The 24,040-nt window shown below is 74.2% G+C and carries 20 protein-coding genes, 1 tRNA gene and 1 pseudogene; 9 read left to right on the top strand and 13 right to left on the bottom strand.

Annotated features, from left to right (window positions below; translation table 11 throughout):
• Nucleotides 1-69: 69 nt before the first annotated feature.
• From R4Z63_RS11055 to R4Z63_RS11040, 4 genes and pseudogenes are all read right to left on the bottom strand, one after another.
• Nucleotides 70-304, bottom strand: a pseudogene (locus R4Z63_RS11055) (heavy-metal-associated domain-containing protein).
• Nucleotides 305-443: 139 nt separating this feature from the next.
• Nucleotides 444-644 (bottom strand): helix-turn-helix transcriptional regulator, encoded by a 201-nt coding sequence (locus R4Z63_RS11050; RefSeq protein WP_037923554.1) that lies wholly within the window; start codon nt 642-644, stop codon nt 444-446.
• Nucleotides 645-884: 240 nt separating this feature from the next.
• A complete protein-coding gene (locus R4Z63_RS11045; RefSeq protein ID WP_384445942.1) occupies nt 885-1,898 on the bottom strand; it encodes a Gfo/Idh/MocA family protein in 1,014 nt (337 codons plus the stop codon).
• A 20-nt stretch (nt 1,899-1,918) separates the two neighbouring features.
• Nucleotides 1,919-2,833, bottom strand: a complete 915-nt coding sequence (locus R4Z63_RS11040; RefSeq protein ID WP_037923556.1) for a sugar phosphate isomerase/epimerase family protein — start codon at nt 2,831-2,833, stop codon at nt 1,919-1,921.
• An 83-nt stretch (nt 2,834-2,916) separates the two neighbouring features.
• Between R4Z63_RS11040 and iolC the strand changes: the two genes are divergently transcribed.
• Genes iolC through R4Z63_RS11020 form a run of 4 tightly spaced genes read left to right on the top strand, consistent with a single transcriptional unit; the run spans nt 2,917 to nt 8,095 of the window.
• Complete coding sequence (gene iolC / locus R4Z63_RS11035; RefSeq protein WP_384445987.1) at nt 2,917-3,840, top strand: 5-dehydro-2-deoxygluconokinase; 924 nt, start codon at nt 2,917-2,919, stop codon at nt 3,838-3,840.
• 7 nt (nt 3,841-3,847) lie between these two features.
• Nucleotides 3,848-4,702 (top strand): 5-deoxy-glucuronate isomerase, encoded by an 855-nt coding sequence (gene iolB / locus R4Z63_RS11030; RefSeq protein WP_384445986.1) that lies wholly within the window; start codon nt 3,848-3,850, stop codon nt 4,700-4,702.
• On the top strand, nt 4,699-6,582 hold the full coding sequence (gene iolD, locus R4Z63_RS11025) for a 3D-(3,5/4)-trihydroxycyclohexane-1,2-dione acylhydrolase (decyclizing) (RefSeq protein ID WP_384445941.1): 1,884 nt from the start codon (nt 4,699-4,701) through the stop codon (nt 6,580-6,582). The genes iolB and iolD overlap by 4 nt, the downstream gene beginning before the upstream one ends.
• Nucleotides 6,583-6,595: 13 nt before the next feature.
• On the top strand, nt 6,596-8,095 hold the full coding sequence (locus R4Z63_RS11020; protein WP_037923561.1) for a CoA-acylating methylmalonate-semialdehyde dehydrogenase: 1,500 nt from the start codon (nt 6,596-6,598) through the stop codon (nt 8,093-8,095).
• Between the two features lie 136 nt (nt 8,096-8,231).
• Here R4Z63_RS11020 and R4Z63_RS11015 read toward each other — a convergent pair whose 3' ends face one another.
• The 6 genes from R4Z63_RS11015 to R4Z63_RS10990 form a co-directional block, all read right to left on the bottom strand.
• Nucleotides 8,232-9,455, bottom strand: coding sequence for a hypothetical protein (locus R4Z63_RS11015; RefSeq protein ID WP_384445940.1), 1,224 nt, complete (start codon nt 9,453-9,455; stop codon nt 8,232-8,234).
• Between the two features lie 59 nt (nt 9,456-9,514).
• Nucleotides 9,515-10,609, bottom strand: a complete 1,095-nt coding sequence (locus R4Z63_RS11010) for a WxL protein peptidoglycan domain-containing protein (protein ID WP_384445939.1) — start codon at nt 10,607-10,609, stop codon at nt 9,515-9,517.
• 92 nt (nt 10,610-10,701) lie between these two features.
• Nucleotides 10,702-11,997 (bottom strand): hypothetical protein, encoded by a 1,296-nt coding sequence (locus R4Z63_RS11005; RefSeq protein WP_384445938.1) that lies wholly within the window; start codon nt 11,995-11,997, stop codon nt 10,702-10,704.
• 227 nt (nt 11,998-12,224) lie between these two features.
• A complete protein-coding gene (locus tag R4Z63_RS11000; protein ID WP_384445937.1) occupies nt 12,225-13,484 on the bottom strand; it encodes a S8 family peptidase in 1,260 nt (419 codons plus the stop codon).
• A 168-nt stretch (nt 13,485-13,652) separates the two neighbouring features.
• A complete protein-coding gene (locus R4Z63_RS10995) occupies nt 13,653-14,066 on the bottom strand; it encodes a GNAT family N-acetyltransferase (RefSeq protein WP_384445936.1) in 414 nt (137 codons plus the stop codon).
• Between the two features lie 277 nt (nt 14,067-14,343).
• The gene (locus R4Z63_RS10990) at nt 14,344-14,829 is read right to left on the bottom strand and encodes a hypothetical protein (RefSeq protein ID WP_384445935.1); all 486 of its coding nucleotides are present in this window, start codon (nt 14,827-14,829) and stop codon (nt 14,344-14,346) included.
• 187 nt (nt 14,830-15,016) lie between these two features.
• On the opposite strand from R4Z63_RS10990, the gene R4Z63_RS10985 reads away from it, so the two are divergent.
• Nucleotides 15,017-15,478 carry a phospholipase gene (locus R4Z63_RS10985; RefSeq protein WP_037923570.1) on the top strand — a complete coding sequence of 154 codons (462 nt, stop codon included), beginning with the start codon at nt 15,017-15,019 and terminating at the stop codon, nt 15,476-15,478.
• Here the strand turns inward: R4Z63_RS10985 and R4Z63_RS10980 are convergent.
• The 3 genes from R4Z63_RS10980 to R4Z63_RS10970 all read right to left on the bottom strand — a co-directional run bounded on the left by R4Z63_RS10980 (nt 15,475) and on the right by R4Z63_RS10970 (nt 18,305).
• Entirely contained in the window at nt 15,475-16,605 is a 1,131-nt protein-coding gene (locus tag R4Z63_RS10980) for a sulfite oxidase (protein WP_384445934.1), read from the bottom strand. The genes R4Z63_RS10985 and R4Z63_RS10980 overlap by 4 nt on opposite strands.
• Before the next feature lie 60 nt (nt 16,606-16,665).
• On the bottom strand, nt 16,666-17,940 hold the full coding sequence (locus R4Z63_RS10975) for a phosphoribosyltransferase family protein (protein ID WP_384445933.1): 1,275 nt from the start codon (nt 17,938-17,940) through the stop codon (nt 16,666-16,668).
• A 292-nt stretch (nt 17,941-18,232) separates the two neighbouring features.
• A tRNA-Arg gene (locus R4Z63_RS10970) sits at nt 18,233-18,305 on the bottom strand.
• A 343-nt stretch (nt 18,306-18,648) separates the two neighbouring features.
• Here R4Z63_RS10970 and R4Z63_RS10965 point away from each other — a divergent pair.
• The 4 genes from R4Z63_RS10965 to R4Z63_RS10950 all read left to right on the top strand — a co-directional run bounded on the left by R4Z63_RS10965 (nt 18,649) and on the right by R4Z63_RS10950 (nt 23,989).
• A complete protein-coding gene (locus R4Z63_RS10965; RefSeq protein ID WP_384445921.1) occupies nt 18,649-20,274 on the top strand; it encodes a dynamin family protein in 1,626 nt (541 codons plus the stop codon).
• A 4-nt stretch (nt 20,275-20,278) separates the two neighbouring features.
• Nucleotides 20,279-22,123, top strand: a complete 1,845-nt coding sequence (locus R4Z63_RS10960; protein ID WP_384445920.1) for a GTPase — start codon at nt 20,279-20,281, stop codon at nt 22,121-22,123.
• Between the two features lie 100 nt (nt 22,124-22,223).
• A complete protein-coding gene (locus R4Z63_RS10955) occupies nt 22,224-22,631 on the top strand; it encodes a single-stranded DNA-binding protein (protein ID WP_384445919.1) in 408 nt (135 codons plus the stop codon).
• A 194-nt stretch (nt 22,632-22,825) separates the two neighbouring features.
• Nucleotides 22,826-23,989, top strand: a complete 1,164-nt coding sequence (locus tag R4Z63_RS10950) for a thioester domain-containing protein (RefSeq protein WP_384445918.1) — start codon at nt 22,826-22,828, stop codon at nt 23,987-23,989.
• Nucleotides 23,990-24,040 lie beyond the last annotated feature (51 nt).

The raw sequence follows: 24,040 nt of genomic DNA, 5'->3' as shown, positions 1-24,040 counted from the left end.
AGCTGGCCGGCACGGCCCGGCGGGTGCTGCGCAATGCCGCGGGTGCGGCCGAAGGGGGACGGGTGTCGCTCAGAGCCGTCCGGCGAACTCGTAGCCGGCCTCGTCCACGGCGGCGCGGACGTCCTCGTCGGCCAGCGGGGCGGCGGAGATCACGGTGACCTCGCCGGACGCGGCGACGGCCTTGACCGAGGTGACGCCCCGGCAGCGCGGCGATCTCGCTGTTCACCGCGCCCTCGCAGTGGCCGCAGGTCATGCCGGTCACCCGGTAGACGGTGGTGGTCTGGGTGTCCGTCTCGGCGCTCATGTCGTTCTCCTCTTCAGCGGTGTGTCCGGTCGCCGGGGTGGCGGCCGATGCTCCCACCGTCCTCCCGACGACCCAAGAGTATACCCCTGGGGGGTATAAAGCGAGCATCGGCGTCCGGTCCCTCTCCGCCGTGGCGGGCTCAGTCCTCGCGGCGCCCCCGGTTGCCGGGCCGCCGGGCCACCCATGCGCGGACCGTGTCGGCGTACCAGTAGGGCCGGCCGCCCTCCACGTGGTCGGGCGGGGGGAGAAGTCCGTGCTTGCGGTAGGAGCGCACGGTGTCCGGCTGGACCCGGATGTGTGCGGCGATCTCCTTGTACGACCACAGCTGTCGGTCGCTCATCTGGGACACCCTCCTGGTCCACACCGCCGGGCCGGCCGGGAGGCCGTCGGGGGATCCGGCGCGCGGACGCTGACGATCACGTGCCCGGGGAACGACGCGGGCCGGGGGCCGGGGAGGGGCTGTCGACCGCCTGTGACGGAAGACCCGCGTAACGCGGACATGCGTGACACGAGGGCGACCCCCGTGACCGAAGAGTCACGGGGGCCGAAGGGGAGAACGCCGGGGGATGGGCCCCGTGAATCAGCGGTATAGGGCCGGCCGGTCCGCCAGCTCCACCACCGTCCGCGCACCGGTGCGCGCGGCCGCGAGGCCCGCCTCCGAGACGGCCGCCGCCGCGTAACCGTCCCACGCCCCGGGCCCCGTCACGCGGCCGCGTGCGGCCGCGGCCACCCAGCGCCGCAGTTGCCGGTCGTAGGCGTCGGCGAAGCGCACCGTGAAGTCCTGGACGATCTCCCCGCCCCACCGGCCCGCCGCCTGCACCACCATCGCGTGGCCGTCGCCGATCCGGGCGCTGCCCGCCTCACCGACCGCCTCGCACTGCACCTGGTAGCCGAAACCACAGTTGACGAAGATCTCCACGTCGACGACGGCCCCACCGGAGGTCTCCAGCACCACCATCCGGGGATCGGCCAGCCCCTCGGGCGCCGCCGACGTGGGCCGCGGCGACAGCACCGTCACTGCGGTGATCTCGTGCCCCAGCAGCCAGCGGGCCGCGTCCACCTCGTGCACCACGGAGTCGCTGATCAGCATGTCGCTGGTGAAGAAGGACGGCGAGGAGGCGTTGCGGTGCCGGCAGTGCAGGAAGAGCGGACGGCCGATCCCGCCCGCGTCCAGCAGCTCCTTGAGTCGCTCGTACTCGCTGTCGTACCGCCGCATGAACCCCACCTGGACCAGGCGCCGCCCCAGCCGCTGCTCGGCTTCCATCACGCGCAGCGCCCCCTCCGGCTCCGGAGTCAGCGGCTTCTCGCACAGCACCGGCAACTCCCGCTCCAGGGCCCGCAGGATCGCCTCTTCGTGGGCGGGCCCCGGGGACGCGATCAGGACGGCCTGCACCCCGGGCGCGGCTATCGCCGCCGCCGGGTCGGTGTGCGCACTCGCGCCGTCGAGGGCGCCCGCGACCTCCTTGACCCGATCCCCGTCCGGGTCGGCCACGGCCACCACCCGGGCGCCACCGACGGTCCGCCCGAACCGGCGCACGTGGTCCGCGCCCATCTTCCCGGTGCCGATGACGGCGATGCCGAGCGTGCTGGTCATGTGGTGTTCCTTCCGGAGTGTCAGCGGGCGCCGCAGGAGCGGAGGTAGGCACGGGTACGACGGGCGATCGGCAGCGGCCGGTCAGGCGGGCAGGGATACATGTCCTGCTCCACGATGGCGAACAGGTCCACGCCCAGACGCTGGGCCGCGGCCAGTACGGGTTCCAGCGCGGGCACCCCCGACGGCGGTTCGCACATCACCCCGCGGCCCACCGCCGGCCCGAAGGGCAGCTCCTCGGCGACGACTTCGGCGAGGATCCGCGGATCGACCTGCTTGAGGTGGAGGTAGCCGATCCGCTCGGCGAACGTCTCGACGGCCTGCACGCTGTCGCCGCCGCAGTACGCGTAATGGCCGGTGTCCAGGCAGAGCGAGACCAGGGCGGGGTCGGTGGCGTCCAGGAAACGGGCCACGTTCTCGGGGGTGTCGATGTGGGTGTCGGCGTGCGGGTGGACGACGATCCGCAGCCCGTACCGGTCCTGGACCTCGTGGCCGAGCCGCTCGGTCTGGGAGGCCAGGTCGCGCCACTGGGAAGCGGTGAGGGTGCGGTCCTCCAGCACCTTCCCGGTCCTGTCGTCCCGCCAGAAGGAGGGGATGACGACGAGATGGGCGGCGCCCACGGCCCGCGTCAGCGCCGCGATCCGCGACACGTGCTCCCAGGTCTCCTCCCACACGGCGGGTCCGTGATGGAGTCCGGTGAAGACCGTTCCGGCCGAGACGCGCAGGCCGCGAGCGGCCGTTTCCTCGGTGAGCCGGGCGGGATCCGTGGGCAGGTAGCCGTACGGGCCGAGCTCGATCCACTCGTACCCGGCGTCGGCGACCTCGTCGAGGAAGCGCCGCCAGGGGGTCTGCTGCGGGTCGTCGGGAAACCAGACACCCCAGGAGTCCGGAGCCGAACCGATGCGGATACGGGTCAACGCGGGCGGGGAGGACGTCATAACGGCCACCTTAGGGTGGAGGACGAGTGGGAGGACTGACTGTGACCGGCACCGGCGATCCGTATCCGTTCGACCTGATCACGATGGGCCGGATCGGGGTGGATCTCTACCCGTTGAGGACCGGCGTACCACTGGCCGAGGCGGAGACCTTCGGCCGGTTCCTGGGCGGTTCCGCGGCCAACGTGGCCGTCGCCGCGGCCCGCCTCGGGCGGCGGACCGCGCTGATCAGCCGTACCGGTGCGGACCCTTTCGGCACGTATCTGCGCACTGAGCTGCGGGGCTTCGGGGTGGACGGCCGCTGGGTGGCCGAGGTCGCCGGGCTCCCCACACCGGTCACCTTCTGCGAGATGTTCCCGCCCGACCGCTTCCCGCTGTACTTCTATCGGCTGCCGAAGGCGCCGGACCTGGAGATCGCAGCGGACGAGGTGGACCTGGCGGCGGTACGGGCGGCCCGCGTGTTCTGGATGACGGGCACCGGCCTGAGCGAGGAGCCCTCGCGGGCGGCGACGCTGGCGGCACTGGAGGCCAGGGGCCGGACGGGCACGACAGTGTTCGACCTGGACTGGCGGCCGATGCTGTGGCGGGAGAAACCGGAGCCGTACTACGCGCGGGCGCTCGCGCACGCGACGGTGGCCGTCGGCAACCCGGAGGAGTGCGAGATCGCCACCGGCGAGTCCGAGCCGTACGCGGCGGCCCGGGCGCTGCTCGCCGCGGGGGTGGAACTGGCGGTGGTCAAGCGGGGGCCGCTGGGCGTGCTGGCGGTCCACCGCGACGGGACGACGGTGGAGGCTCCGCCGGTCGAGGTCGACGTGGTCAACGGGCTCGGCGCGGGTGACGCGTTCGGCGGGGCCCTGTGCCACGGGCTGCTGGCGGGGTGGGAGTTGGGGCGTACCGTGCGCTACGCCAACGCGGCGGGGGCCATCGTGGCCTCGCGGCTGGCGTGCTCCAGCGCGATGCCGTTCTCCCCCGAGGTGGAGGAGGTGCTGGGGCGTGCCGGTGGTGTCTGAGTGGGGGATGGAGTGGACCCGGCTGAGCGTGCTGGAGCTCGATCCGGGGGAGGCGTACCGGTTCCCGTCGGTGGACTGCGAGTGGATCGTGCTCCCGCTGTCGGGCGGCTGCGAGGTCCGCTGCCGGGTCCTGCCCGGACCCGGGGGCGCCGACCCCGCGGCGGAGCAGCACGTCTTCGAACTGCGCGGCCGCAAGGGGGTCTTCGGCGGACCCACCGACTTCGCGTACCTGCCCCGCGAGGCGCACACCGAGATCCGCTCCGCCGCGGGCGGCAGGTTCGCTCTCGCAGGTGCCCGCTGCCCGCGCCGCCTGCCCCCGCGGTACGGACCGGCCGAGGGCGTGAGCGTCGAGTTGCGCGGCGCCGGCCGGTGCTCGCGGCAGGTCAACAACTTCGCCGCCGCGGGCCCGGAGGGCTTCGACTGCGACCGGCTGATCGCCGTCGAGGTGCTCACCCCCGGCGGGAACTGGTCCTCGTACCCGCCCCACAAGCACGACGAGCACCACCCCGGCGAGGAGTCCCGCCTGGAGGAGATCTACTACTTCGAGATCTCCCCCCACGGGGACACCCCCGGCCTCGGGTACCAGCGCGTCACGCCCTCCCCGGCCGGGAAGACCGACATCCTGGCCGAGGTGCGGACCGGCGACGCCGTGCTGATCCCCGATGGCTGGCACGGCCCGTCCATGGCCGCCCCCGGGCACGACATGTACTACCTGAACGTGATGGCCGGACCGGGCGGCGGGCCGCGGGAGTGGCTGATCCGCGACCACCCCGACCACGGCTGGATCCGCCACACCTGGGCGGGGCAGGACGTCGACCCCCGGCTGCCCTTCCCCCGAGCAGGAACGGAGGACCACCGATGAGGCTCACCGTCGCCCAGGCGCTCGTACGCTTCCTCGCCGCCCAGTACACCGAGCGCGACGGCCGCCGCCACCGGCTGATCGCCGCCACCTGGGGGATCTTCGGGCACGGCAACGTGGCCGGCATCGGCCAGGCCCTGCTGGAGACCGGCGGGACCGGGCCCGGCGCCATGCCCTTCCTCCAGGGCCGCAACGAACAGGCCATGGTGCACGCCGCCGTCGGCTACGCCCGCCAGAGCGGCCGGCTCTCCACCCACGCGGTCACCACGTCCATCGGCCCCGGTGCCACCAACCTCGTCACCGGCGCCGCCCTCGCCACGATCAACCGGATCCCGGTCCTCCTGCTGCCCGGTGACACCTTCGCGACCCGGCCCGCCGATCCGGTCCTCCAGCAGCTGGAGGTCCCGTACGCCGGTGACGTCTCCGTCAACGACACCCTGCGACCCGTCTCCCGCCACTTCGACCGGGTCACCCGGCCCGAGGCCCTGATCCCGGCCGCCCTCCAGGCCGTACGCGTCCTCACCGACCCGGTGCAAACCGGCGCCGTCACCCTCGCGCTGCCGCAGGACGTGCAGGCGGAGGCGTACGACTGGCCCGCGGAGTTCTTCGCCGAGCGCGTCTGGACGGTGCGCCGTCCGCGGCCCGACCGCGCCGAACTCGCAGCCGCCGCGGACGCCGTACGGGGCGCCGCGCGCCCGCTGGTCGTCGCCGGCGGCGGAATCCGGCACAGCGCGGCCCAGGACTCCCTCGCCGCCCTCGCCGAGGCCACCGGGATCCCGGTGGCCGTCACGCAGGCGGGCAAGGGCGTGCTGCCTCACGGCCATCCCGCCGACGTCGGCGGGATCGGCCACACCGGTACGGCCACCGCTGCCGCTCTCGCCCGGGAGGCTGACCTGGTCCTCGCCGCCGGAACCCGGCTCAGCGACTTCACCACCGCCTCGGCGACCCTCTTCCAGAACCCGGCCGTCCGGTTCGTCGGGCTCAACCTGGATCCGCACGACGCCCACAAGCTCGCCGCCCGCCCGCTGGTCGCCGATGCCCGCGAGGCCCTCGACGCCCTCCGGGAGGCGCTGGCCGGCCACCGCGTGGACGCCGGCTACGAGGCGGTGTACCGGCAGGAGGCCGCCCGCTGGGAGGCCCGCGTGGACCGGGCCTACGCCGTAAGCGCGCCCGAGGAGGAGCTCCCGCCCACCCAGGCCCAGGTGCTCGGGCTCCTCGACCGCCTCGTCGACGGCTCCGACATCCTGGTCAACGCGGCCGGCTCGCTCCCCGGTGACCTGCACAAGCTGTGGCGGGCCCGGTCCGCGGACCAGTACCACCTGGAGTACGGCTACTCCTGCATGGGCTACGAGATCCCGGCCGCCCTCGGGGTCGCGCTCGCCGCCCCCGGCCGGCCCGTGTGGGCGCTGGTCGGCGACGGCACCTACCTGATGAACCCGACCGAGATCGTCACCGCCGTCCAGGAGGGCGTCCCCATCAGGGTGGTCGTCCTCGACAACCACGGCTACGCCTCCATCGGCGGCCTCTCGGGGGCGGTGGGCGCCGAGGGCTTCGGCACCGCCTACCGCTTCCGGGCGTCCGACGGCGCGTACACCGGAGACCCCCTCCCGGTGGACCTGGCCGCCAACGCGGCCTCTCTCGGAATGGCCGTGATCCGCGCCCACACCGTACGTGACCTGCGGGAAGCCCTCACCGAGGCCCGTTCGGCGACGCGCCCCACATGTGTCTACGTACAGACCCGAACGCCCGACACTGTGTCGGGCCCACCCCCGGCACCGGCGTGGTGGGATGTTCCTGTGGCCGAGACCGCGACCCGCAAGGCGGCGTCCCGGGCCCGTGAAGAGTACGACCGGCAAGCCGCGCAGCGACGTCGCCATCTGTGAAGGAGCAATAGGCATGAAGACCGTCAACCACTGGATCGGTGGCAAGACCGTCGAGGGCGCGTCGGGCACCTACGGTCCGGTCACCGACCCGGCCACCGGCGAGGTCACCACACAGGTCGCCCTCGCCTCGGCCGAGGAGGTCGACGCCGCGGTACAGGTCGCCAAGGAGGCCTTCCTGTCCTGGGGCCAGTCCTCGCTGGCCGCCCGTACCAAGGTGCTGTTCGCCTACCGGGCCCTGCTCGATGCCAACCGCGACGCCGTCGCCGAGCTGATCACCGCCGAGCACGGCAAGGTCCACTCGGACGCGCTGGGCGAGGTCGCCCGCGGCCTTGAGATCGTCGAGCTGGCCTGCGGGATCACCACACAGCTCAAGGGCGAGCTGTCGACGTCGGTCTCCAACCGGGTGGACGTGGCCGCCATCCGCCAGCCGCTCGGCGTCGTCGCGGGCATCACGCCCTTCAACTTCCCGGCGATGGTCCCGATGTGGATGTTCCCGCTGGCCATCGCCTGCGGCAACACCTTCGTCCTCAAGCCGAGCGAGAAGGACCCGTCGGCGTCCAACAAGCTGGCCGAGCTGATGGCCGAGGCCGGTCTGCCGGCCGGCGTACTGAACGTCGTCCACGGCGACAAGGCGGCCGTCGACGCGCTGCTCGCCCACCCCGACGTGGCGGCCGTCTCCTTCGTCGGCTCCACGCCGATCGCCCGCCACATCCACACCACCGCCTCCGCCCACGGCAAGCGCGTGCAAGCGCTCGGCGGTGCCAAGAACCACATGCTGGTCCTGCCCGACGCCGACCTGGACGCGGCCGCCGACGCGGCGGTCTCCGCCGCCTATGGCTCGGCCGGTGAGCGCTGCATGGCCATCTCCGCCGTCGTCGCCGTCGGCTCCATCGGCGACGCCCTCGTCGACAAGATCCGCGAGCGGGCCGAGAAGATCAAGATCGGCCCCGGCAACGACCCGGCCTCCGAGATGGGCCCGCTGATCACGGCCGCCCACCGCGACAAGGTCGCCTCGTACGTGAAGGGCGCGGCGGCGCAGGGCGCCGACGTGGTCCTGGACGGCACCGGATACACGGTCGAGGGCAAGGAGAACGGCCACTGGATCGGCCTCTCCCTGCTCGACCACGTCCGCACCGACTCCGACGCCTACCGCGACGAGATCTTCGGCCCGGTGCTGTGCGTCCTGCGCGCCGAAACCTACGAAGAGGGCGTGGCCCTCATCAACGCCTCGCCGTTCGGCAACGGCACCGCGATCTTCACCCGCGACGGCGGCGCCGCCCGCCGCTTCCAGTTGGAGATCGAGGCGGGCATGGTCGGCGTCAACGTCCCGATCCCGGTGCCGGTGGGCTACCACTCCTTCGGCGGCTGGAAGGACTCGCTCTTCGGCGACCACCACATCTACGGCAACGACGGCATCCACTTCTACACCCGCGGCAAGGTCGTCACGACCCGCTGGCCGGACCCCTCGGACGCCCCCGCCGGCGTGGACCTGGGCTTCCCGCGCAACCACTGATCCACGCCCGCGCCCGTCCGGGAGCCCGGGCCGCCGTACGTACGATCCGTACGGCGGCCGGGCCGCGGGCCCCGAAGGACCGACCCGCCCCCCCCCGCGACCTCACCGCGGGGGGCGGGTTCCGTGTTGCGGCGGGTCAGAACCTCGACCAGACGTCCGACGCGGCCGCGCCGGCCCGGACCGCGTCGCCGTGGCCGTAGCCCGGGACCACGTCGAAGGAGACGTGCGCGTTGCCGCCCGCGCGGATCAGCTCCGCACCGCGCGGGTGGTCGCCCCGGCCCAGCTCGGTGTTGAGCCAGACCACCTCCGCGGTGATGCGGTCCCAGGCGATCCGGTACGTGTCCTCGTCGCCCGCCCAGACCGCCGCCAGATCCCGCAGCAGCGCCGCCGGAAGCAGGCCGCTGCCGAGGGCCGCGGTCGCCGCGTGCCAGGTCGCCAGCGAGGTCCGGGTCAGGGCGAAGCGGTCCTCGGCGGGAGTCGCTCCGAAGTCGTAGGTCCCGGCGGAGCGCCCCTGGGTGTGGATCCAGTTCGTGGGCCCCGGAAGCGCGGCCGTGCGGATCAGGGCGAAGTGGGCGAGTCCGGCCTGGGTGAAGCGCAAGGTCCGGTCCGGCGGCCACGGCGCCGGGGAGACGCCGTCCGGATCGGCCACCGCCTTCGAGATCAGGGCCGCGAGCCCCGGATCGACCCCGGGGACGCCCTGTGCGAGCTGGGTGGCGTACGCGTCCCGGGCGTCGGCCGCCCGCAGCGCGAGATCGCCCGTGTAGGGCCCGGTCGTGTCCAGGGCCACCACCCGGCGCAGCCGGGGCGAGGCGTCGTGCGAGGCCGCGTCCAGCGCGAGGGCGGCCCCCGCCGCGTGCCCCACGTACGCGTAGGGGAGTCCCAGTTCGCAATCCAGCGCGTCCACCACTCGGGCCAGGTCCCGGCGGTGCGCTTCGAGGCCCCAGGCGGCGGAGACGTCGGCGGGAGCGGCGGCATCCTCGCGCGGGGTGACCCCGACGACGAGCAGGCCCCGGCGGCGCAGCGTATGGGCGAGGTTGCGCTCACCCCGGCCGCCCTCGGTGACCACACCATGCGGAGCGCCCGCATTGGCCGGAGTGATCGGAGTGATCGGAGTGAAGAATTCCGCCGCGAAGTTCAGTCCGCCGCCGGGCAGCAGGTACGCGATCCCCTCCGGTTCCCGGGCCGTGTCCGCGACCACGTCCACCGTGACGGGGGCCGGGCCGCCGTCGTCGAGCGGGAGGGTGAGGCGGATCCAGCCGTCGCCGGGCAGGTAGGCAGCGGTGCCGGTGCCCAGGGCGCGCTCGATGCGGGTCAGCAGTCCGATGCCCCCGGCCGCGTCGCCGTGCTGTCGTTCCCTCACAGGTGTCCCCCTTGAGCCGGTGATGGCCGAATACCGTCACCTGGGGACACCCTTGCCGGTCAGCGCCTTCCAGCCAAGTCCAGGACGGAATCATCCTGTTCGCTCTCGGCGCGACGGCGGCCGCGCAGCACCCGCATGGTGATGCCCGCGCCCGCCAGGACCAGCAGCAGGCCGGCGGCCGGCCAGGGAACGGCGACGAACTCGGTCTCGGACCGGGAGGTGAGACCGGGGTGGGCGGCGGCACCCGCCGTGACTCTGACGGTCACCCGGTCCGACTGGGGCGCGTCCGGCCACGGTTCGGTCAGCTCGATCCGCCGGCCCGGCAGCAGCGTCAGCTTCAGTTCCCGTGCCGGCCGGTCCAGCACCCGGCGGCCGAACAGTCCCTCCGCGGACACCGCCACCGTCGGCTCGACCACCACGTTGCCACGGTTGACGAGCGTGTAGCGGACCGTAGCGCGGGCCTCCCGCACCCAGGGCAGCAGCGGCGCGGACCGGGTGACCCGCACGTCCTCCACGCTCAGCCCGGGCGTGACGGGACCCGGCACCCGCAAGTACAGGCGGGCGCCCACCGAACGCCGCACCCCGACCTGGACCTTGCCGTCCTGCTGTACGCCCTCCACCGCAGTGCCCAGGGCCACGATCCCGCCCACGTGGTCACCGGGCGTCGCGTCCGCCGGGACCCGCAGGGTGAAGGGGATGTCCTTGCGGCCCCCGGCGGGAACGGTGACGTTGCCCGCCGTCTCCGGCGCCAGGGTGATCCACGCGCCGACGTCCTCCGGCGCCGTCTCCACCGGCAGTAGCGCGAACGCGCCGCCGTCGGTGGTGTTCACGGCATCGGTGGCGAAGATCCGGAAGGTCAGATCCCGGTCCGAGGAGTTCAGCACCGTCACGCTGTCGGAGAGCGTGGTCCCGGCCGCGCCCTGGTGGAAGAAGTACCCACGGCCGGTCATGGCAGCGCCGGCCGATGGCGTCGGGAACACCGCCCATGTGCCGTTGTCCGCGGCCGCCGCCGGGCCCGCCGCCAGCGGGCCGGCGCCCAGCAGCAGCCCGAGGAGCAGGCAGCTGAGAAGCAGACCGGGGAGACCGGTGCGGGTGCGGGAGCGGCCGGGTATGCGCGTGCGGGAGCGGCCGGGCGTGCTGCTGCGGGTGGGCATGGGCGGTCTCCAGGCGGCGCGGAGAAGGGGAGGGGGTGGTGCGGCGCCGGAGCGCCGCACCACCCGGGCGGAGCGGGCCGTACGGGTGCCGGTCAGGCGATCGAGAAGGTCACGACCGTCTGGTAGGTGTCGGCGAACATGAACGCCGGGAGCTGGATCATCCCGGCGCCGCCGACGGCGAACTCGCCACCGGTCAGCTCGTCGCCCCCGGCGGCCTGGGAAGCCACCTTCATCGGGACGTCGGTGATCGCGCCGGGCGTGCCCGCGGTGCAGGTGCTCGGGCTGTCCGGGTTGGTCACGGTGCAGGTCGGCTGGATGCCGATCTGCGCCTTCGGCATCGAGTGGCCGGTGGTCTGGTTCAGGAACGGGGTGCGGGTGGCCGTCACGTCCCAGCCGAGCGAGCCGCCGCGGAAGTCCTGGACGGTCGCGGCGTTGAAGACGCCGACCACCGACTGGGCCTTGCCGTTGATGGTGACCGAGCCGAAGCTGACCGCCGGCTGGCCGTCCTTCGGGCCCAGGGCGAGCGGTCCGGGAAGGACCTCGACGTCGACCGGGTTCTTCACGCCCGGCTGCTCCTCCACGAACACGAAGGCCTTGTACGGAGTGATCGAACCGTCGATCCTGATCGCGTCGGCCTTCTTGGTGATCGTGATGTCGCAGGTGGCGGCGCCGGAGGCGTCCGCGGTGCCGGTACCGGTGTCGCCGGTCACCGCCCCGGCGAGCAGTGCGGAACAGGTGACCGCGCCGGCCGGGAAGTTGGCGCCGCCCACGACGACGGCGGTGCCCGCCGGGCCGCTGTTGGGTGTCAGCTTCGTGGTGACCGGGTCCTTGGGCAGGGCCTCGACGGCGACCGATCCGAGCGAGGCACTCGGGCGGGGCGCCGGGGTGCAGGTGGTGGTGAAGACCGACCCGGAGAGGTCCGCGTCGGTCACCGCCAGGTCGAGGGCGATCTGGACGGTCGTCCCCTCGGTTCCGTCCGGGATCTTGATGGTCCCGGAGAACGCCTTGGGGTCGAGCGGCTGCCCGGCCACGACCGACACGGTCTCCGGCGGGCTGGTGACCACCTGGGTGGTCGTACCGACCTTGAGGGTGATCCTGGTCGTGTTCACCGTGGTGACGGAGAACGACGGGATCAGGGGGCTCGCACCCGGGTCGATCGTGATCGGGACGACGTCGCCGGCCTTGGCGCCGTCGGGCAGCGTGACCGTCCAGTCCTGGTTGCCCGAGCCGTCCGGCTGCGGAGCCGGGGCGTCGCAGTTCTCGAAGACGGCGGTGGTCTTGGTCGCGGCCTGCGCGGAGCCCGCCAGGCCCACCACTGCGCCGGTCAGGGCCAGCGACAGGGCCCCCGCCCCTGCCAGCACCTTGCGTAGATGCGTTCTCGTAGTCACTGGGTCGCGACTCCTTCGTCATGACGAACCCCTCCCCCCACCCGCTGTGTGGGGGAGGCCGAGCCGGTGCGGTGGCCGATATTGACGCGTCATGGTGATGAGAAGTCAATGGCTTGCTTTCCCCTGAAGCACACACACATTGATGGGCCATCAGAGAGAGGGCGATGGCCCATCGCATACCGACCGGTCGGGGTGGACCGGTGCCGGTCTGCCGCCGTCGGCCGAAGTCAGTTCGGGCCGGCGGCGACGTGCAGCAGCCGGTTGGGGGTGCCGGCCGGCAGTCCGGTGATCCGGTCGCGTACGGCGTCGCGCACCAGCACCTCGGACACCTGCGCCGGGGTGCGCGCCGTACCGGCGGCCAGGAGCAGCGCGGCGGCGCCCGCCACGTGCGGGGCGGCCATCGAGGTGCCGGAGGAGCGGGCGGTGGCGGTGGCGGAGCCCTTCCAAGCGGAGGTGACGGCCACTCCCGGTGCGAACAGGTCCACGCAGGAGCCGTGGTTGGAGAACGCTGCGCGGCGGTCCGCGGCGTCGGTCGCGCCGACGGTGAGGGCCTGCGGGACGGAGGCGGGGGATCCGCCGCAGGCGTTCCGGCGGTCGTTGCCGGCGGCGGCGACGAAGGTGACCCCGGAGGACACGACCCGTACGACGGCGGCGTCGAGGGCGCGGCTGCGGCTGCCGCCCATGCTCATGTTGGCCACGGCCGGGGTGCCCGGCGCGCGGGCGGCGTCCCGCACCACCCAGTCGAGCCCATTGATCATGGCCGAAAGGCGCCCGTCGCCGCGGCAGTCGGCCACTTTCACCGAGACGAGCGCGACGCCCTTGGCGACCCCGTAGGTCTTCCCGCCCACGGTTCCCGCGACATGCGTGCCGTGACCGTTGCAGTCGCGGGAGCTCTCCATGAACACCGCGTTGTGTCCGGTCCGGGCACGGCCCGTGAACTCCTGGTGGCGGGTGTTGATGCCGGTGTCGAGGACGTAGACGGTGACGCCTCCGGCCTTCGTGGCGTACGTGTACGAGCCGTCCAGCGGCAGTTCGCGTTGGTCGATCCGGTCGAGGGGCCAGGGGGCGGGCGCCTGCGGCAGCGTCTGCGGTGTGTCGGCGGTGCCGGTGACGTGGAAGACGGCATCCGGCTCCACGAAGGCCACTCGGGGGTCGGCGGCCAGGGCGGCGGCCCGCGCGGCGGTGGCGCGGACGGCGAAGCCGTTCAGAGCCGCCTCATAGACGGGACCGACCACGTCCCCGGCGTCCGCGGCCTCGGCGGCGAGCGCGCGGGTCGGGGCGCGGGAGGCGGTGTCCTTGAGGACGACGACATAGGGGGCGGTGGAGTCAGGGCCGGAGGCGGAGTCAGGGCCGGAGGCGGAGGCGGAGGCGGAGGCGGGGCCGGGCCCGGGGCCGGAGGCGGGGCCGGGCCCGGGGGGTGGGCCGGTGACGGCTGCCGCGAGCAGGGCGGTCGCGGGCAGGAGCGTGGCGAATGCGGTGGGGGTCATGCGCCCGATGCTCCGTCAGGGGTGGCGCGGGCGCGCGGAGGGTGCGCCGAGTGGGCTCACGACACGCCGCCTCCGGGGGCGGCCCGTGCCGTGTGGACCGGGGCGGGTCCGCAGCGCCCCGATCCCCACGACACGGCCTGGAGCCCGCTCCGGCCGAGGCGGCGCGCCCTACCGGGCGAGGGGCCAGCCGCGCATCGAGAACACACCCTCGTCGCGGGCCCCGGCGGCGTCGTAGGTGGCCAGCGCGGCCTCGTTGTCGGTGTCGACCCCCACCCACATCCCATAGCAGCCGCGTTCCCTCGCCTCGTCCGCGAGGGCCAGCGTCAGGGCCCGGCCGATGCCGCGCCGCCGGTAGCCCTCGTCCACGGAGAGCTCGTACAGGCACATCTCGGTGCCCTTGTCCGGGTGGACCATCTCGATGCCGGAGACTATTCCGGCGGGCACGCCGTCGACGTAGGCGATGAGCATCAGGTGCCCGGGGGACGTGAGGAAGCGCTCGGACCATTCCTGGCGGGCGGGCCCGTCGAAGAGGGATTCGGCGGCCGAGAGCTCGGCGGGTGTGAAGGCCCGGCGGATGTCCATGACGGTCACGATAGTGCGCGCCCGGCCGCGGGCGGGGCGCGGCCGGGCGCGGCGTGGCGACCTGCTGCCCGAGGCGGACGGACCGCTCCCGGGTGCCGACGCCCTCCGGGCCGCGGTGCCGACGCCCTCCGGGCGCGGGTGTTGCTGCGGTGCCCGTGCCCGATTGCGGCCACGACATCATGCTCTCGCGCTGGTCGCCGTCCTCGCGGGACACGCCTGCGCGGAGCCGTTGGACCTGGTGCGGGCACCGCCGGTGAAACCCGCCGCCGCGCCCCGCTCAGCCGCGGGCCGGCGGGGACGGCGTGCCGTCGGTCCACGCATAGACCCGCTTGCCGCGCACCGCGACCTGGTACTGGTGGAAGTCCCGGCACTCGGCGTGCACTTCGGCCCGCAGGGAGCGGCGCGGCCACCACCTGGCGTGCAGGTCCGGCGCACCCTGCCGCCGAGGGGTACCCGCCGCGCACTGCGGACCGTCCAGCGGGGTCTTGCCGAGGTCGAACCGTATGAGCCGGTCGTCGCCGCCGGTGCGCACCCGTATGCGGACGTCGGTGGCATCCCTCGGTATCCAGGACGGCAGGGCGAACGGCGCTGCCGCCCGTGTGGGGGCATCGCCGGCGGTCGCGAAGCGCTTGCCCTTCTCCTTGAACACCTTCTGGTCGATCGCGTCCGTCACGGGATTGGGCGGCAGGTTGGGGAGGGCGAAGGCGGCGGTGGCGAGGACTCCTACGGTGGCGGCGGCGACGACGAGCGGGCGGCGGTTCATGCGTCCAAGTCTCGGTCGGGCGAACTTCTTCGCGCGTCCCTCCACAGAACGAACCGCGCCTTGGCCGGAGGTCGCACACGGTGTCATACCTGCGAGGGTCTCCGGTCACGGGCACGCGACGCCCAGTAACCGGCCGGCGCCCGGCCCCGTTGGCCGGATGACCGTCCGCCCGGCCCCGAGGACCCCCATGCCGCGTCGCCTCCTGCCCGCCCTCGCCACCGCCACGGCCACCGCCGTGCTCGCCCTCGCGCCCGCCGCCTGGGCCGCCCCCGAGGTCCCGGCCGACAAGCCGCAGGTGCTGAGTCGCTGGACGCAGCCCAGCGCGGCGAGTTACGAGGCCTGGGCGGACGCGCGAGAGCACCGTGCCGCCTGGGCCGCCTATGCCTTCGACTGGTCGACCGACCAGTGCACCACATCCCCGGACAACCCCTTCGGCTTCCCGTTCGCCGCGGCCTGCGCCCGCCACGACTTCGGCTACCGCAACCACCGGGCGGCAGGTCTGTTTCCGGCCGCCAAGGGTCGGCTCGACGAGGCGTTCCACGCCGACCTGAAGCGGGTGTGCGCCCGCTACTCCGGCGGCCGCAAGCGTTCGTGCGACGGCACCGCGTGGACGTACTACCAGGCCGTCAGGTTCCTCGGCATTTCCTAGCGAGCCGCGAGGCAGAGCACCGGGACCCGCTGGACCAGGTTGTTGCCGAACCCGCCGCGATTCCACGGCTGTTCGAGGGGCTGTGTGTGCCCTTCGGTGTCCGTGGCGCGGACGGTGAGGGTGTGGCGGCCCGGTGCGGCGGTCCAGTCGCAGCTCCAGGCCTGCCAGGCCCACGGATGCGGGTGTGGGGCGGCCAGCTCGGCCCGGGTCCAGGCCAGGCCTCCGTCGGTGCTCACCTCGACCCGGGCGACGGCCCCGTGGCCGGACCAGGCCCGCCCGTGCAGGTGCACGGGGCCGGGGTGCACGACGCGGGTGCGCGACATGAAGTCGGGGAAGCCGGGCGGGGCCATCAGGGCGCGCGGCGCGATCCGGGTGACCGGCTCACCGGGATCGTCCGGGTCGTCGGCGGACCACCGGAAGCGGTAGGCCGCGGACTGCTGGAAGCCGGTGAACGGTGCGTCGACGAGGGTGATCCCGCGCAGCCATTTGACGTGTGCCATGCCGTACCAGCCGGGCACGACCAGGCGCAGCGGGTACCCGTGCTGCGGTGGCAGCGGCGCGCCGTTCATGGCGTAGGCGATCAGCACGCCCGAGTCCTCCGCGGCGGCGTACGGCAGCGGCAGGCTGCGCCGGTAGTCCTGCTCGACACCGCGCTCCACACCGTGGTCGGCCCCGGTGAACACGGCTTCGACCGCATTCGGCCGCACCCCCGCCCGGTCCAGTACGACGCCCAGTGGGACCCCGGTCCAGTCGGCGGTGCCCACCGCCTCGACCAGCCACGGCTGACTGACCGGGCGGGGCGACAGAAGAGCCCGGCCGTTGCCGGCGCACTCCATCGTGACGCGGTGGGTGACGGCGGGCAGCGCGCGCAGGGCGTCGAGGTCCAGCGCGAGCGGTGAGGCGACCTGGCCGTCCACGTCCAGCCGCCAGCCGTCCGCGTCCGCGGCGGGGATGTCGTAGTGGACGAGGACGTAGTGCAGCCCGGGGGGTGTGACCTCGTAGCGCAGTGCCTCCAGCGGCAGGCCGTGGTTGCGGGCGGCGAGTGCCAGCTCCTCCGGGCCGATGCCCTCACCGGCCGGGGCGATGCGCGCCGGGGCGCTGACCTCCCGGGCGGACGTCTGCTCCATCTCCCCATGGTCGCGCGCCCCGCTCCGTGGGGCACGTCGTCGCGTCCCCGGACCGTCCCGTCACAGGTGCCGGGCGAACCAGGCGCGGGCCAGGGCAGCCACCTGAGCGAGGGCGCCCGGCTCCTCGAAGAGGTGCGTGGCGCCCCGGACGACCTCCAGCCGGTTCTCGCAGCGCAGCTCCCGCTGCGCCGCACGGTTGAGGTTGAGCACGGTGGTGTCGCGGCCGCCGACGACGAGCAGCGTCGGTGCCCGCACGGCGGCCAGCCGGGGCCCGGCGAGGTCGGGCCGGCCGCCGCGGCAGACCACGGCGCCGATGTCCGCGTCGGACGCGGACGCGGCCCACAGCGCGGCCGCGGCCCCGGTGCTCGCCCCGAAGTACCCGATGGGGAGGGACGCGTGCCGGCGCAGCCAGGCGGTGGCGCCGGCAAGGCGTGCGGCCAGGGTCCCGATGTCGAAGACGTTGGCCCGGTCCGCCTCCTCGGCGGGTGTCAACAGGTCGAAGAGCAGTGTGCCCAGGCCCGCCCGGTTCAGGTCCGCCGCGACCGCCCGGTTGCGCGGGCTCCGGCGGCTGCTGCCGGAGCCGTGGGCGAACATCACGACCGCCCGGGCGTCGCCGGGCAGGGCCAGGTCACCGGCCAGGGTCGGGCCGCCGGCGTCCACCTCGACGGCGACCGTCCGCGGGGCCGGCCCGGGCGGGGAGCCGGCCGCCGCCCGCGCCAGCAGGGAGACGACCTCGTCGTCGGGCGTCTGGGAGAAGTCCCGGTACCACTCGCCGACGGCCCGGAAGGCGCGCGGCGTGGACAGGCACACCACTTCGTCGGCCTCGGCGCGCAGCCGGGCGATCGCGTCGGGCGGCGCCACCGGGACGGCCAGCACCACGCGGGCCGCGCCCTGGGCCCGTACGACCTGGCAGGCGGCGGCGGCCGTGGAGCCGGTGGCGATCCCGTCGTCCACGACGATCGCCGTCCGGCCGCCGAGCGGGACCCGCGTGCGGTCGCCGCGGAACCGGCGGGCCTGCCGGGCCAGCTCCGCCTCCTCGGCGTGCTGGACGGCCGCCAGGTCCTGCGGCGTGACACGGCTGATGCGGACGATGTCCTCGCTGATGACCCGAACGCCGCCCTCCCCGATCGCGCCGAACCCGAGCTCACGGTGGTGGGGGACGCCGAGTTTGCGGACCACGATCACGTCGAGCGGGGCGCCGAGGGCCCGCGCCACGGGGAAGGCCACCGGGACGCCGCCGCGGGGCAGGCCCAGTACGACCGGACGTTCGCCCTCCAGATGGCGGACGGCTTCGGCGAGTCGTTCTCCGGCGTCCGCGCGGTCGGTGAAGAACACGGGAGTTCACCCCCAACCCGAGGGGAGACGGAAGTGCGGGCACCCGCTTCCGACGCAACCCCACGCGGGGCCGTCCCGCAACTCGGGGGAGTCGGCGGGCCAGGGGCTTGGTACGTCGAAGAGGACCGACCGCTTCCGGTGAAGGGCTCGCCGTGCCGCCGCTTTCGGCCGATCTGCGGCCGGGCGCAGGCGTGTTCGGCCCGCGGACCGCCCTCCTCGGCGGCCCGGCCGACCGCTGCGACCTGCACGGAAGCCCTCCACGGAGGGAGGGCTTCGGGTGATGGAGAATATGTGCCCCCGGCAGGACTCGAACCTGCGGCCAAGTGCTTAGAAGGCACCTGCTCTATCCACTGAGCTACGGGGGCCGGAAGGTGACCCTGGTGGGCCTGGAGCCCCTGGTGGGGGTGGGACTTCGGTCCGTGCCGGGTCAAGGATAGGGCTCCGGTTGCCTTGTCCCGGTTGCTTCACCCGCGTGCCACGATGTGGAGGTTCGGTGAAGCGGTCCCGATAATCGCAGGCAGGTGCGATTCGCGCATCGCTTTTGCGCCGCGCCGCCGTGGGTGTTGTGCACTCGTTATGCCTGCGCCACGCCTGCGCCCCACTCGTCCGCCGTGCCCGGAATATCCCGTCCGAGTCGCCGTCGGCGCGCAGAGGGCGTATAAGCTTCAAAAATGGTCCTAAATTGGGCATTCTTCGCATGTGGTGACCTTGGATGTTCGGCCTCAGCTGCTCGAAGCCCTGTCCGCCCTGCGCGACCGGGTCGCGTCCGTACGTCTGCCGTTGCCCCTGCCCGGCGCCCCGCGGGCCCGTCAGACCAGATCCGAGCTGCTCGCGCAGCTCGACGACTACCTCGTACCGCGCCTGAAGGCGCCCGAGGCGCCCCTGCTCGCCGTGGTCGGCGGGTCCACCGGGGCCGGTAAGTCCACCCTCGTCAACTCCCTCGTCGGACGCCAGGTCAGCGAAGCCGGCGTGCTGCGCCCGACCACCCGCACACCCGTGCTGGTCTGCCACCCCGACGACCACCACTGGTTCGCCGGAATGCGCGTGCTGCCGGATCTGATGCGGGTGTGGGTGCCGCACGAGGACGACGACACGCCCCCCAGGCCCTCCTCGCGCCGCCGGGGCCGCAGCCACACCGGCGCCCAGGGCGGCCACGAGACCCGCGAGATGCGGATCGAGACCGTCACCAGCCTGCCGCGCGGACTCGCCATCCTCGACGCCCCCGACATCGACTCCCTCGTGGTCGAGAACCGGACACTCGCCGCCGAACTCATCTGCGCCGCCGACGTCTGGGTGATGGTCACCACCGCCTCGCGGTACGCCGACGCCGTCCCCTGGCACCTCCTGCGCACCGCCAAGCAGTACAAGGCCACCCTCATCACCGTCCTGGACCGGGTGCCGCACCAGGTGCTCGCCGAGGTCTCCCGCCAGTACGGGGCCCTGCTCACCAAGGCCGGACTGGGCGAGGTACCGCGCTTCACCGTCCCCGAACTCCCCGAGTCCACCGGCGGCGGCGGCCTGCTGCCCGCCAGTGCCGTCGCCCCGCTGTTCGCCTGGCTCGCCCACCACGCCCAGGACCCGGCCGCCCGCCAGTACGCCGTCGGGCGCACCGCCCTCGGGGCGCTGGACTCGCTCGGGCGCCGGATGCCCGAACTCGCCTCCGCCGTCGCCGCCCAGCACGCCGCCGCCGTACGACTCACCTCGGCCGTCGAGGACGCCTACCGGCGCGAGGGCAAGAGGGTGCGGGGCCGGCTCGACCGCGGTGCCGTGCTGGCCGGGGACGCGCTCACCCGGTGGCGCGGCTACCCTCTCGACACCAGCGCCGACGAACTGCTGGACTCGCTCGCCGAGTCCCTGGCCGCACTGCTCCAGTGCGCGGTCGCCGCAGCGGACGAGCGGATCGCCGAAGCCTGGCGGCGCGAACCGGCCTCCGGGGCGCTGGTGCTGCCCGCGCCCGACAGGGAGGCGGGGGAACGCATCGGCGTGGCGGTACGCCGCTGGCGGCGCGTGCTGGAGGAACTCGCCGAGGAGGAGGTCTCCCGGCTCGACAAACAGCCGGTGCCCGACGCCGACGGCGTCGCGGCCCTGCTCGCCGCCACCCTGCTCGGCGGCAAACGAGCCCGGCCCGCCGGGGAGAAGCTCGCCGAGCGGATCGGCGCCCAGGCCGCCCTGCGGCTGCGCGACAGGGGCGGAGAACTCGTCGGCGACCACCTCGACGAGGTGCTCCGCGGCGAACGCGACCGCCGTCTCGCCCCGTTGGAAGCACTCGAAGTGACCCCGGAACCCCAGGCCGAACTGATCGCCGCGCTGTCCGTACTGCAGAAGGAGAGGTGACGCCGTGACCGCCCTGACCGACCGCACCGACGACCGCTGGGACGACGGGCTCATCGCGCGCTCCCGCCCCCGCCCCGCCGAAGCGGACGAGGAGGGCGCCGCGGACACGGGCGACGAGGGCGACGAGGCGCTCGTACGGGCCGTCTCGGGCACCGGCAGCGACGGCGGCAAGGCGTCCGCGCCCCCGCTCAGCCCCGAGGCGCAGGCCCTGCGTCAGCGCCTGGACGCGCTGCGCCAGCTGGTCGCGCTCTCCCGGACCCGGCTCGACGGCAAGACCCTCGCCGAGGCCGGACGGGTGCTCGACGAGGCCGCCGCCCGCCGCGGGCTCTCGCCCCAGCACACGGTCGTCGCGATCGCCGGGGCGACCGGGAGCGGCAAGTCCACGCTCTTCAACTCACTTGCCGGAGTGCAGATCTCCGAGACCGGTCTGCGCCGCCCGACCACTGCCGCGCCCATCGCGTGCAGCTGGTCCGACGGCGCCGCCGGGCTGCTGGACCGGCTGGAGATCCCGGGACGGCTGCGCCGCCGGCCCCGGGAGACCTCTGAGGCCGAGACACTGCGCGGGATCGTCCTGGTGGACCTGCCGGACCTTGACTCCGCGCTCGGCGCGCACCGCGACCACGTGGACCGGGTACTGGCGCTCGTCGACGCGGTGGTGTGGGTCGTGGACCCGGAGAAGTACGCCGACGCGGTGCTGCACGAGCGCTATCTGCGGCCGTTGGCCGGGCACGCCGAAGTGACCTTCGTCGTGCTCAACCAGGTGGACCGGCTCCCCGGCGAGGCCGCCGACCTCGTCCTGGACGACCTGCGCCGGCTGCTCGACGAGGACGGCATCGCACTCGGCGAGCACGGCGAACCCGGCGCCACGGTCCTCGCACTGTCCGCGCTGACCGGCGACGGCGTCGGGGAGCTGCGCGAACTCCTCGGGCAGTTCGCGCAGGAGAAGGGCGCCGCGACCCGGCGGATCTCGGCGGACGTGGACCGCGCGGCGGTGCGGCTGCAACCGCTCTACGTCGCCGACGGGCACCCCGGACCCGAGATCGGGGAGGCGGCGCGCGCCGAGTTCGAGGACCGGCTCGCCGAGGCGGTCGGGGCCTGCGCGGCCGGACTCGCCGCCGAACGGGCCTGGCGGCGCAACGCGGGCAAGGCGTGCGGCACCCCGTGGCTGCGGCTGTGGCGCTGGTACGAGAACCGGCGCGCGCCGCACACCCTGGCGGGCCTGGCCGCCCTCGCAGCCATCGGCGGACGGGGCCAGACGGCCGCGCAGCCACCGGTCGAGGAGGAGGTGACCGCGCGTCAGCGGGTGGAGCAGGCCGTACGGGCGGTCGCCGACGAAGCGGTGACGGGCCTGCCCGAACCCTGGGCGCAGGCCGTCAGGGAGACGGCGGTGCGCGGCGCCGACCGGCTTCCGGAGGCGCTGGACGAGATCGTGGTGACCCTCGGGCCCGCCGCCACGCCGCCGAACGTCAAACCGCCGCGGCCCGCGTGGTGGCCGGTGGCGGTCCTGGCACAGGCGGCCATGACGCTGCTGCAGATCTTCGGCGGACTGTGGCTCGTCGGGCAGATCGTCGGCGTCCTGGAACCGGAGCTGATGCCGCCGGTGCTGCTGATGGTGGCCGGCATCGTCGGCGGGCCGCTCGTGGAATGGGCCTGCTCGATCGCGGCCCGCGGTCCGGCACGGCGGTACGGGCAGGACGCGGAGCGCAGGCTGCGGCAGGCGGCGGCCGGGTGTGGGCGGGCCCGGGTGCTGGAGCCGGTGGCGGCGGAGCTGCTGCGCTACCGGGAGGTGCGCGAGCAGTACGCCACGGTTGCCGCAGGGGGGAGCCGGTTGTCCACAACCCGCCAGTAGTCCACAGGCCGGAGCGGGGACCCTGCCGCCGGCCGCAGCATGGGCCGTAGCCCGTACGGATGGTCCGCGCGGGCCACGACGACGGGGGAGGGCGACCGGGATGTACGACACCCAGGTGACGCTGGTGGGCCATGTGGCGACACAGGTCGACTACAAGGAGACGGCGCACGGGCCGTCGGCACGGTTCCGTTTCGCGGTGACACCGCGGTACTTCGACCGGCGCAAGGACGCCTGGACGGATGGGGCCACCAGCTTCTACACGGTGTGGGCGCGGCGCACCCTCGCGGTGAACCTCGCCGGTTCCGTCTCCGTGGGCGAACCGCTCGTGGTGCACGGGCGGCTGCGCGTGCGGGAGGATTCGCCCGACGGGGAGGGCACCCGGTGGTTCGGCGCGGAGATCGACGCGACCGCCGTCGGGCACGACCTGAACCGCGGCACGGCGGCCTTCAGGCGAGTGGCGAGAACCGATCATCCGCTGATGGACACTCAGAAGGCGCTGGTGGGGTGAGTGTTCGAGGCGGTTAGGATTCCCCGGTACTCACGGGCACCTGGGTCTTTGGCCCGAAGGGGAAGACTGTGTCGATTGCCGTTCCCGCATCCTCCGTTCCTGCTCCCGCTCCTGCTGTTCCCACATCCGCCATCCCTGCCGTTTCCGCCCCTGCTCCCGCCCCCGCCGAACCCGGCCCGGCGGTCCGGGGCTCCGTGCGCCGGCCGCTCGCGGCCGTCCTGCTGGCCGCGGCCCTCGCCGCCGCGCCCGGAGCCCGGGCCTTCGCCGACTCCGGCCCGGTGGCGCCCCGAGCCCCGGAGGGCGCGAGCGCCGTGCTGGACGGTCTCAAGACGTACGGGGAGGCGGTCCTCCACGCCGGCGACGGATCGGTGCGGCACATCCCCGCCGGCCTGTACGAAATGCGGGTCGACGGCGGCGGGATGCTCCAGACCTACGGGGTCGGGGTCGACGGCAACGCCCAGCCGCAGGCCCGGTACACCGAGAGCGGCTGGAGCGGCAGCGCGCTGGCGGGCAACGGGCAGGCCGGCCGGATCCGCTGGGTGCTGGAGCACTCCTACCCCCAGCTGAACGACCTGGCCGGGCTCGCCGAGGCGGCCGGGGCCGCGTCGCTCACCGCGGAGAGCGCGGCGGCCGGGACCCAGGTGGCGATCTGGCGGCTCGCCGACGGGGCGCGGGTCGAGGCAGCGGACCCCTCCGCCGAGAAGCTCGCCGACTACCTCCAGCGGGCGGCCGGACAGAGACCGGAGCCGCCCGCCTCGCTGGCGCTCGACCCCGGCGACGTCTCGGGGCCGGTTGGCACGCGGCTCGGCCCGGTGACCGTGCGTACCGGCGCGCGCAGCGTTTCGGTCATCCCGGACGCGGCGGCAGCGGCCATGGGCGTGCGCGTGCTGGATGCCGACGGGCAGCCGCTGACCTCGGCGGTCAACGGGAGCCGGATCTACTTCGAGGTGCCCGTGGGCACCCCCGACGGGACGGCCTCGGTGACCGTCCAGGGCGCCACCAGGGTGCCGGTCGGTCGGGTCTTCACCAGTGGCGTCCCCGCCCAGACGCAGATCGTGGCCGGCTCCAGCGAGTCCGTGGCGACCGCCACGGCGTGGGCCGCCTGGCAGCTGGCCCCGGCGTCCGGGGCCGGCGCGGACCCGGCCCCCGCCCCGGCCCCGGGCAGTGGCGCGGAGGCGGTCGTGCTGGGCGCGCAGTCCGGGCCGCTCCCCGTCACCTCGCCGGACGAGGAACGGCTGGCGACCAGCGGCAGCTCGGCCGCCACGCCGGTCATCGCCTCCCTGGCGGTGGGCCTGGTCGTACTGGGCGGCCTGGTCGTCCTGCTGCTGCGCAAGCGCCCGCTCGACGAGGAGGAGTAGGACGAGGAGCAGCGGTGGAGGCAAGGCCGGCCCGCGGAGCGCCGGGCCGGT

The organism is Streptomyces sp. PL-29 (assembly GCF_058344425.1).
This window is presented reverse-complemented; position numbering and strand designations above follow the sequence as displayed.

Bases quoted from the DNA above. Each gene is read 5' to 3' on its own strand.
- R4Z63_RS11050 (WP_037923554.1), bottom strand. From the start codon at position 644: ATGAGCGACCGACAGCTGTGGTCGTACAAGGAGATCGCCGCACACATC.
- R4Z63_RS11045 (WP_384445942.1), bottom strand. From the start codon at position 1,898: ATGACCAGCACGCTCGGCATCGCCGTCATCGGCACCGGGAAGATGGGC.
- R4Z63_RS11040 (WP_037923556.1), bottom strand. From the start codon at position 2,833: ATGACGTCCTCCCCGCCCGCGTTGACCCGTATCCGCATCGGTTCGGCT.
- iolC (WP_384445987.1), top strand. From the start codon at position 2,917: ATGGGCCGGATCGGGGTGGATCTCTACCCGTTGAGGACCGGCGTACCA.
- iolB (WP_384445986.1), top strand. From the start codon at position 3,848: ATGGAGTGGACCCGGCTGAGCGTGCTGGAGCTCGATCCGGGGGAGGCG.
- iolD (WP_384445941.1), top strand. From the start codon at position 4,699: ATGAGGCTCACCGTCGCCCAGGCGCTCGTACGCTTCCTCGCCGCCCAG.
- R4Z63_RS11020 (WP_037923561.1), top strand. From the start codon at position 6,596: ATGAAGACCGTCAACCACTGGATCGGTGGCAAGACCGTCGAGGGCGCG.
- R4Z63_RS11010 (WP_384445939.1), bottom strand. From the start codon at position 10,609: ATGCCCACCCGCAGCAGCACGCCCGGCCGCTCCCGCACGCGCATACCC.
- R4Z63_RS11000 (WP_384445937.1), bottom strand. From the start codon at position 13,484: ATGACCCCCACCGCATTCGCCACGCTCCTGCCCGCGACCGCCCTGCTC.
- R4Z63_RS10995 (WP_384445936.1), bottom strand. From the start codon at position 14,066: ATGGACATCCGCCGGGCCTTCACACCCGCCGAGCTCTCGGCCGCCGAA.
- R4Z63_RS10990 (WP_384445935.1), bottom strand. From the start codon at position 14,829: ATGAACCGCCGCCCGCTCGTCGTCGCCGCCGCCACCGTAGGAGTCCTC.
- R4Z63_RS10985 (WP_037923570.1), top strand. From the start codon at position 15,017: ATGCCGCGTCGCCTCCTGCCCGCCCTCGCCACCGCCACGGCCACCGCC.
- R4Z63_RS10980 (WP_384445934.1), bottom strand. From the start codon at position 16,605: ATGGAGCAGACGTCCGCCCGGGAGGTCAGCGCCCCGGCGCGCATCGCC.
- R4Z63_RS10955 (WP_384445919.1), top strand. From the start codon at position 22,224: ATGTACGACACCCAGGTGACGCTGGTGGGCCATGTGGCGACACAGGTC.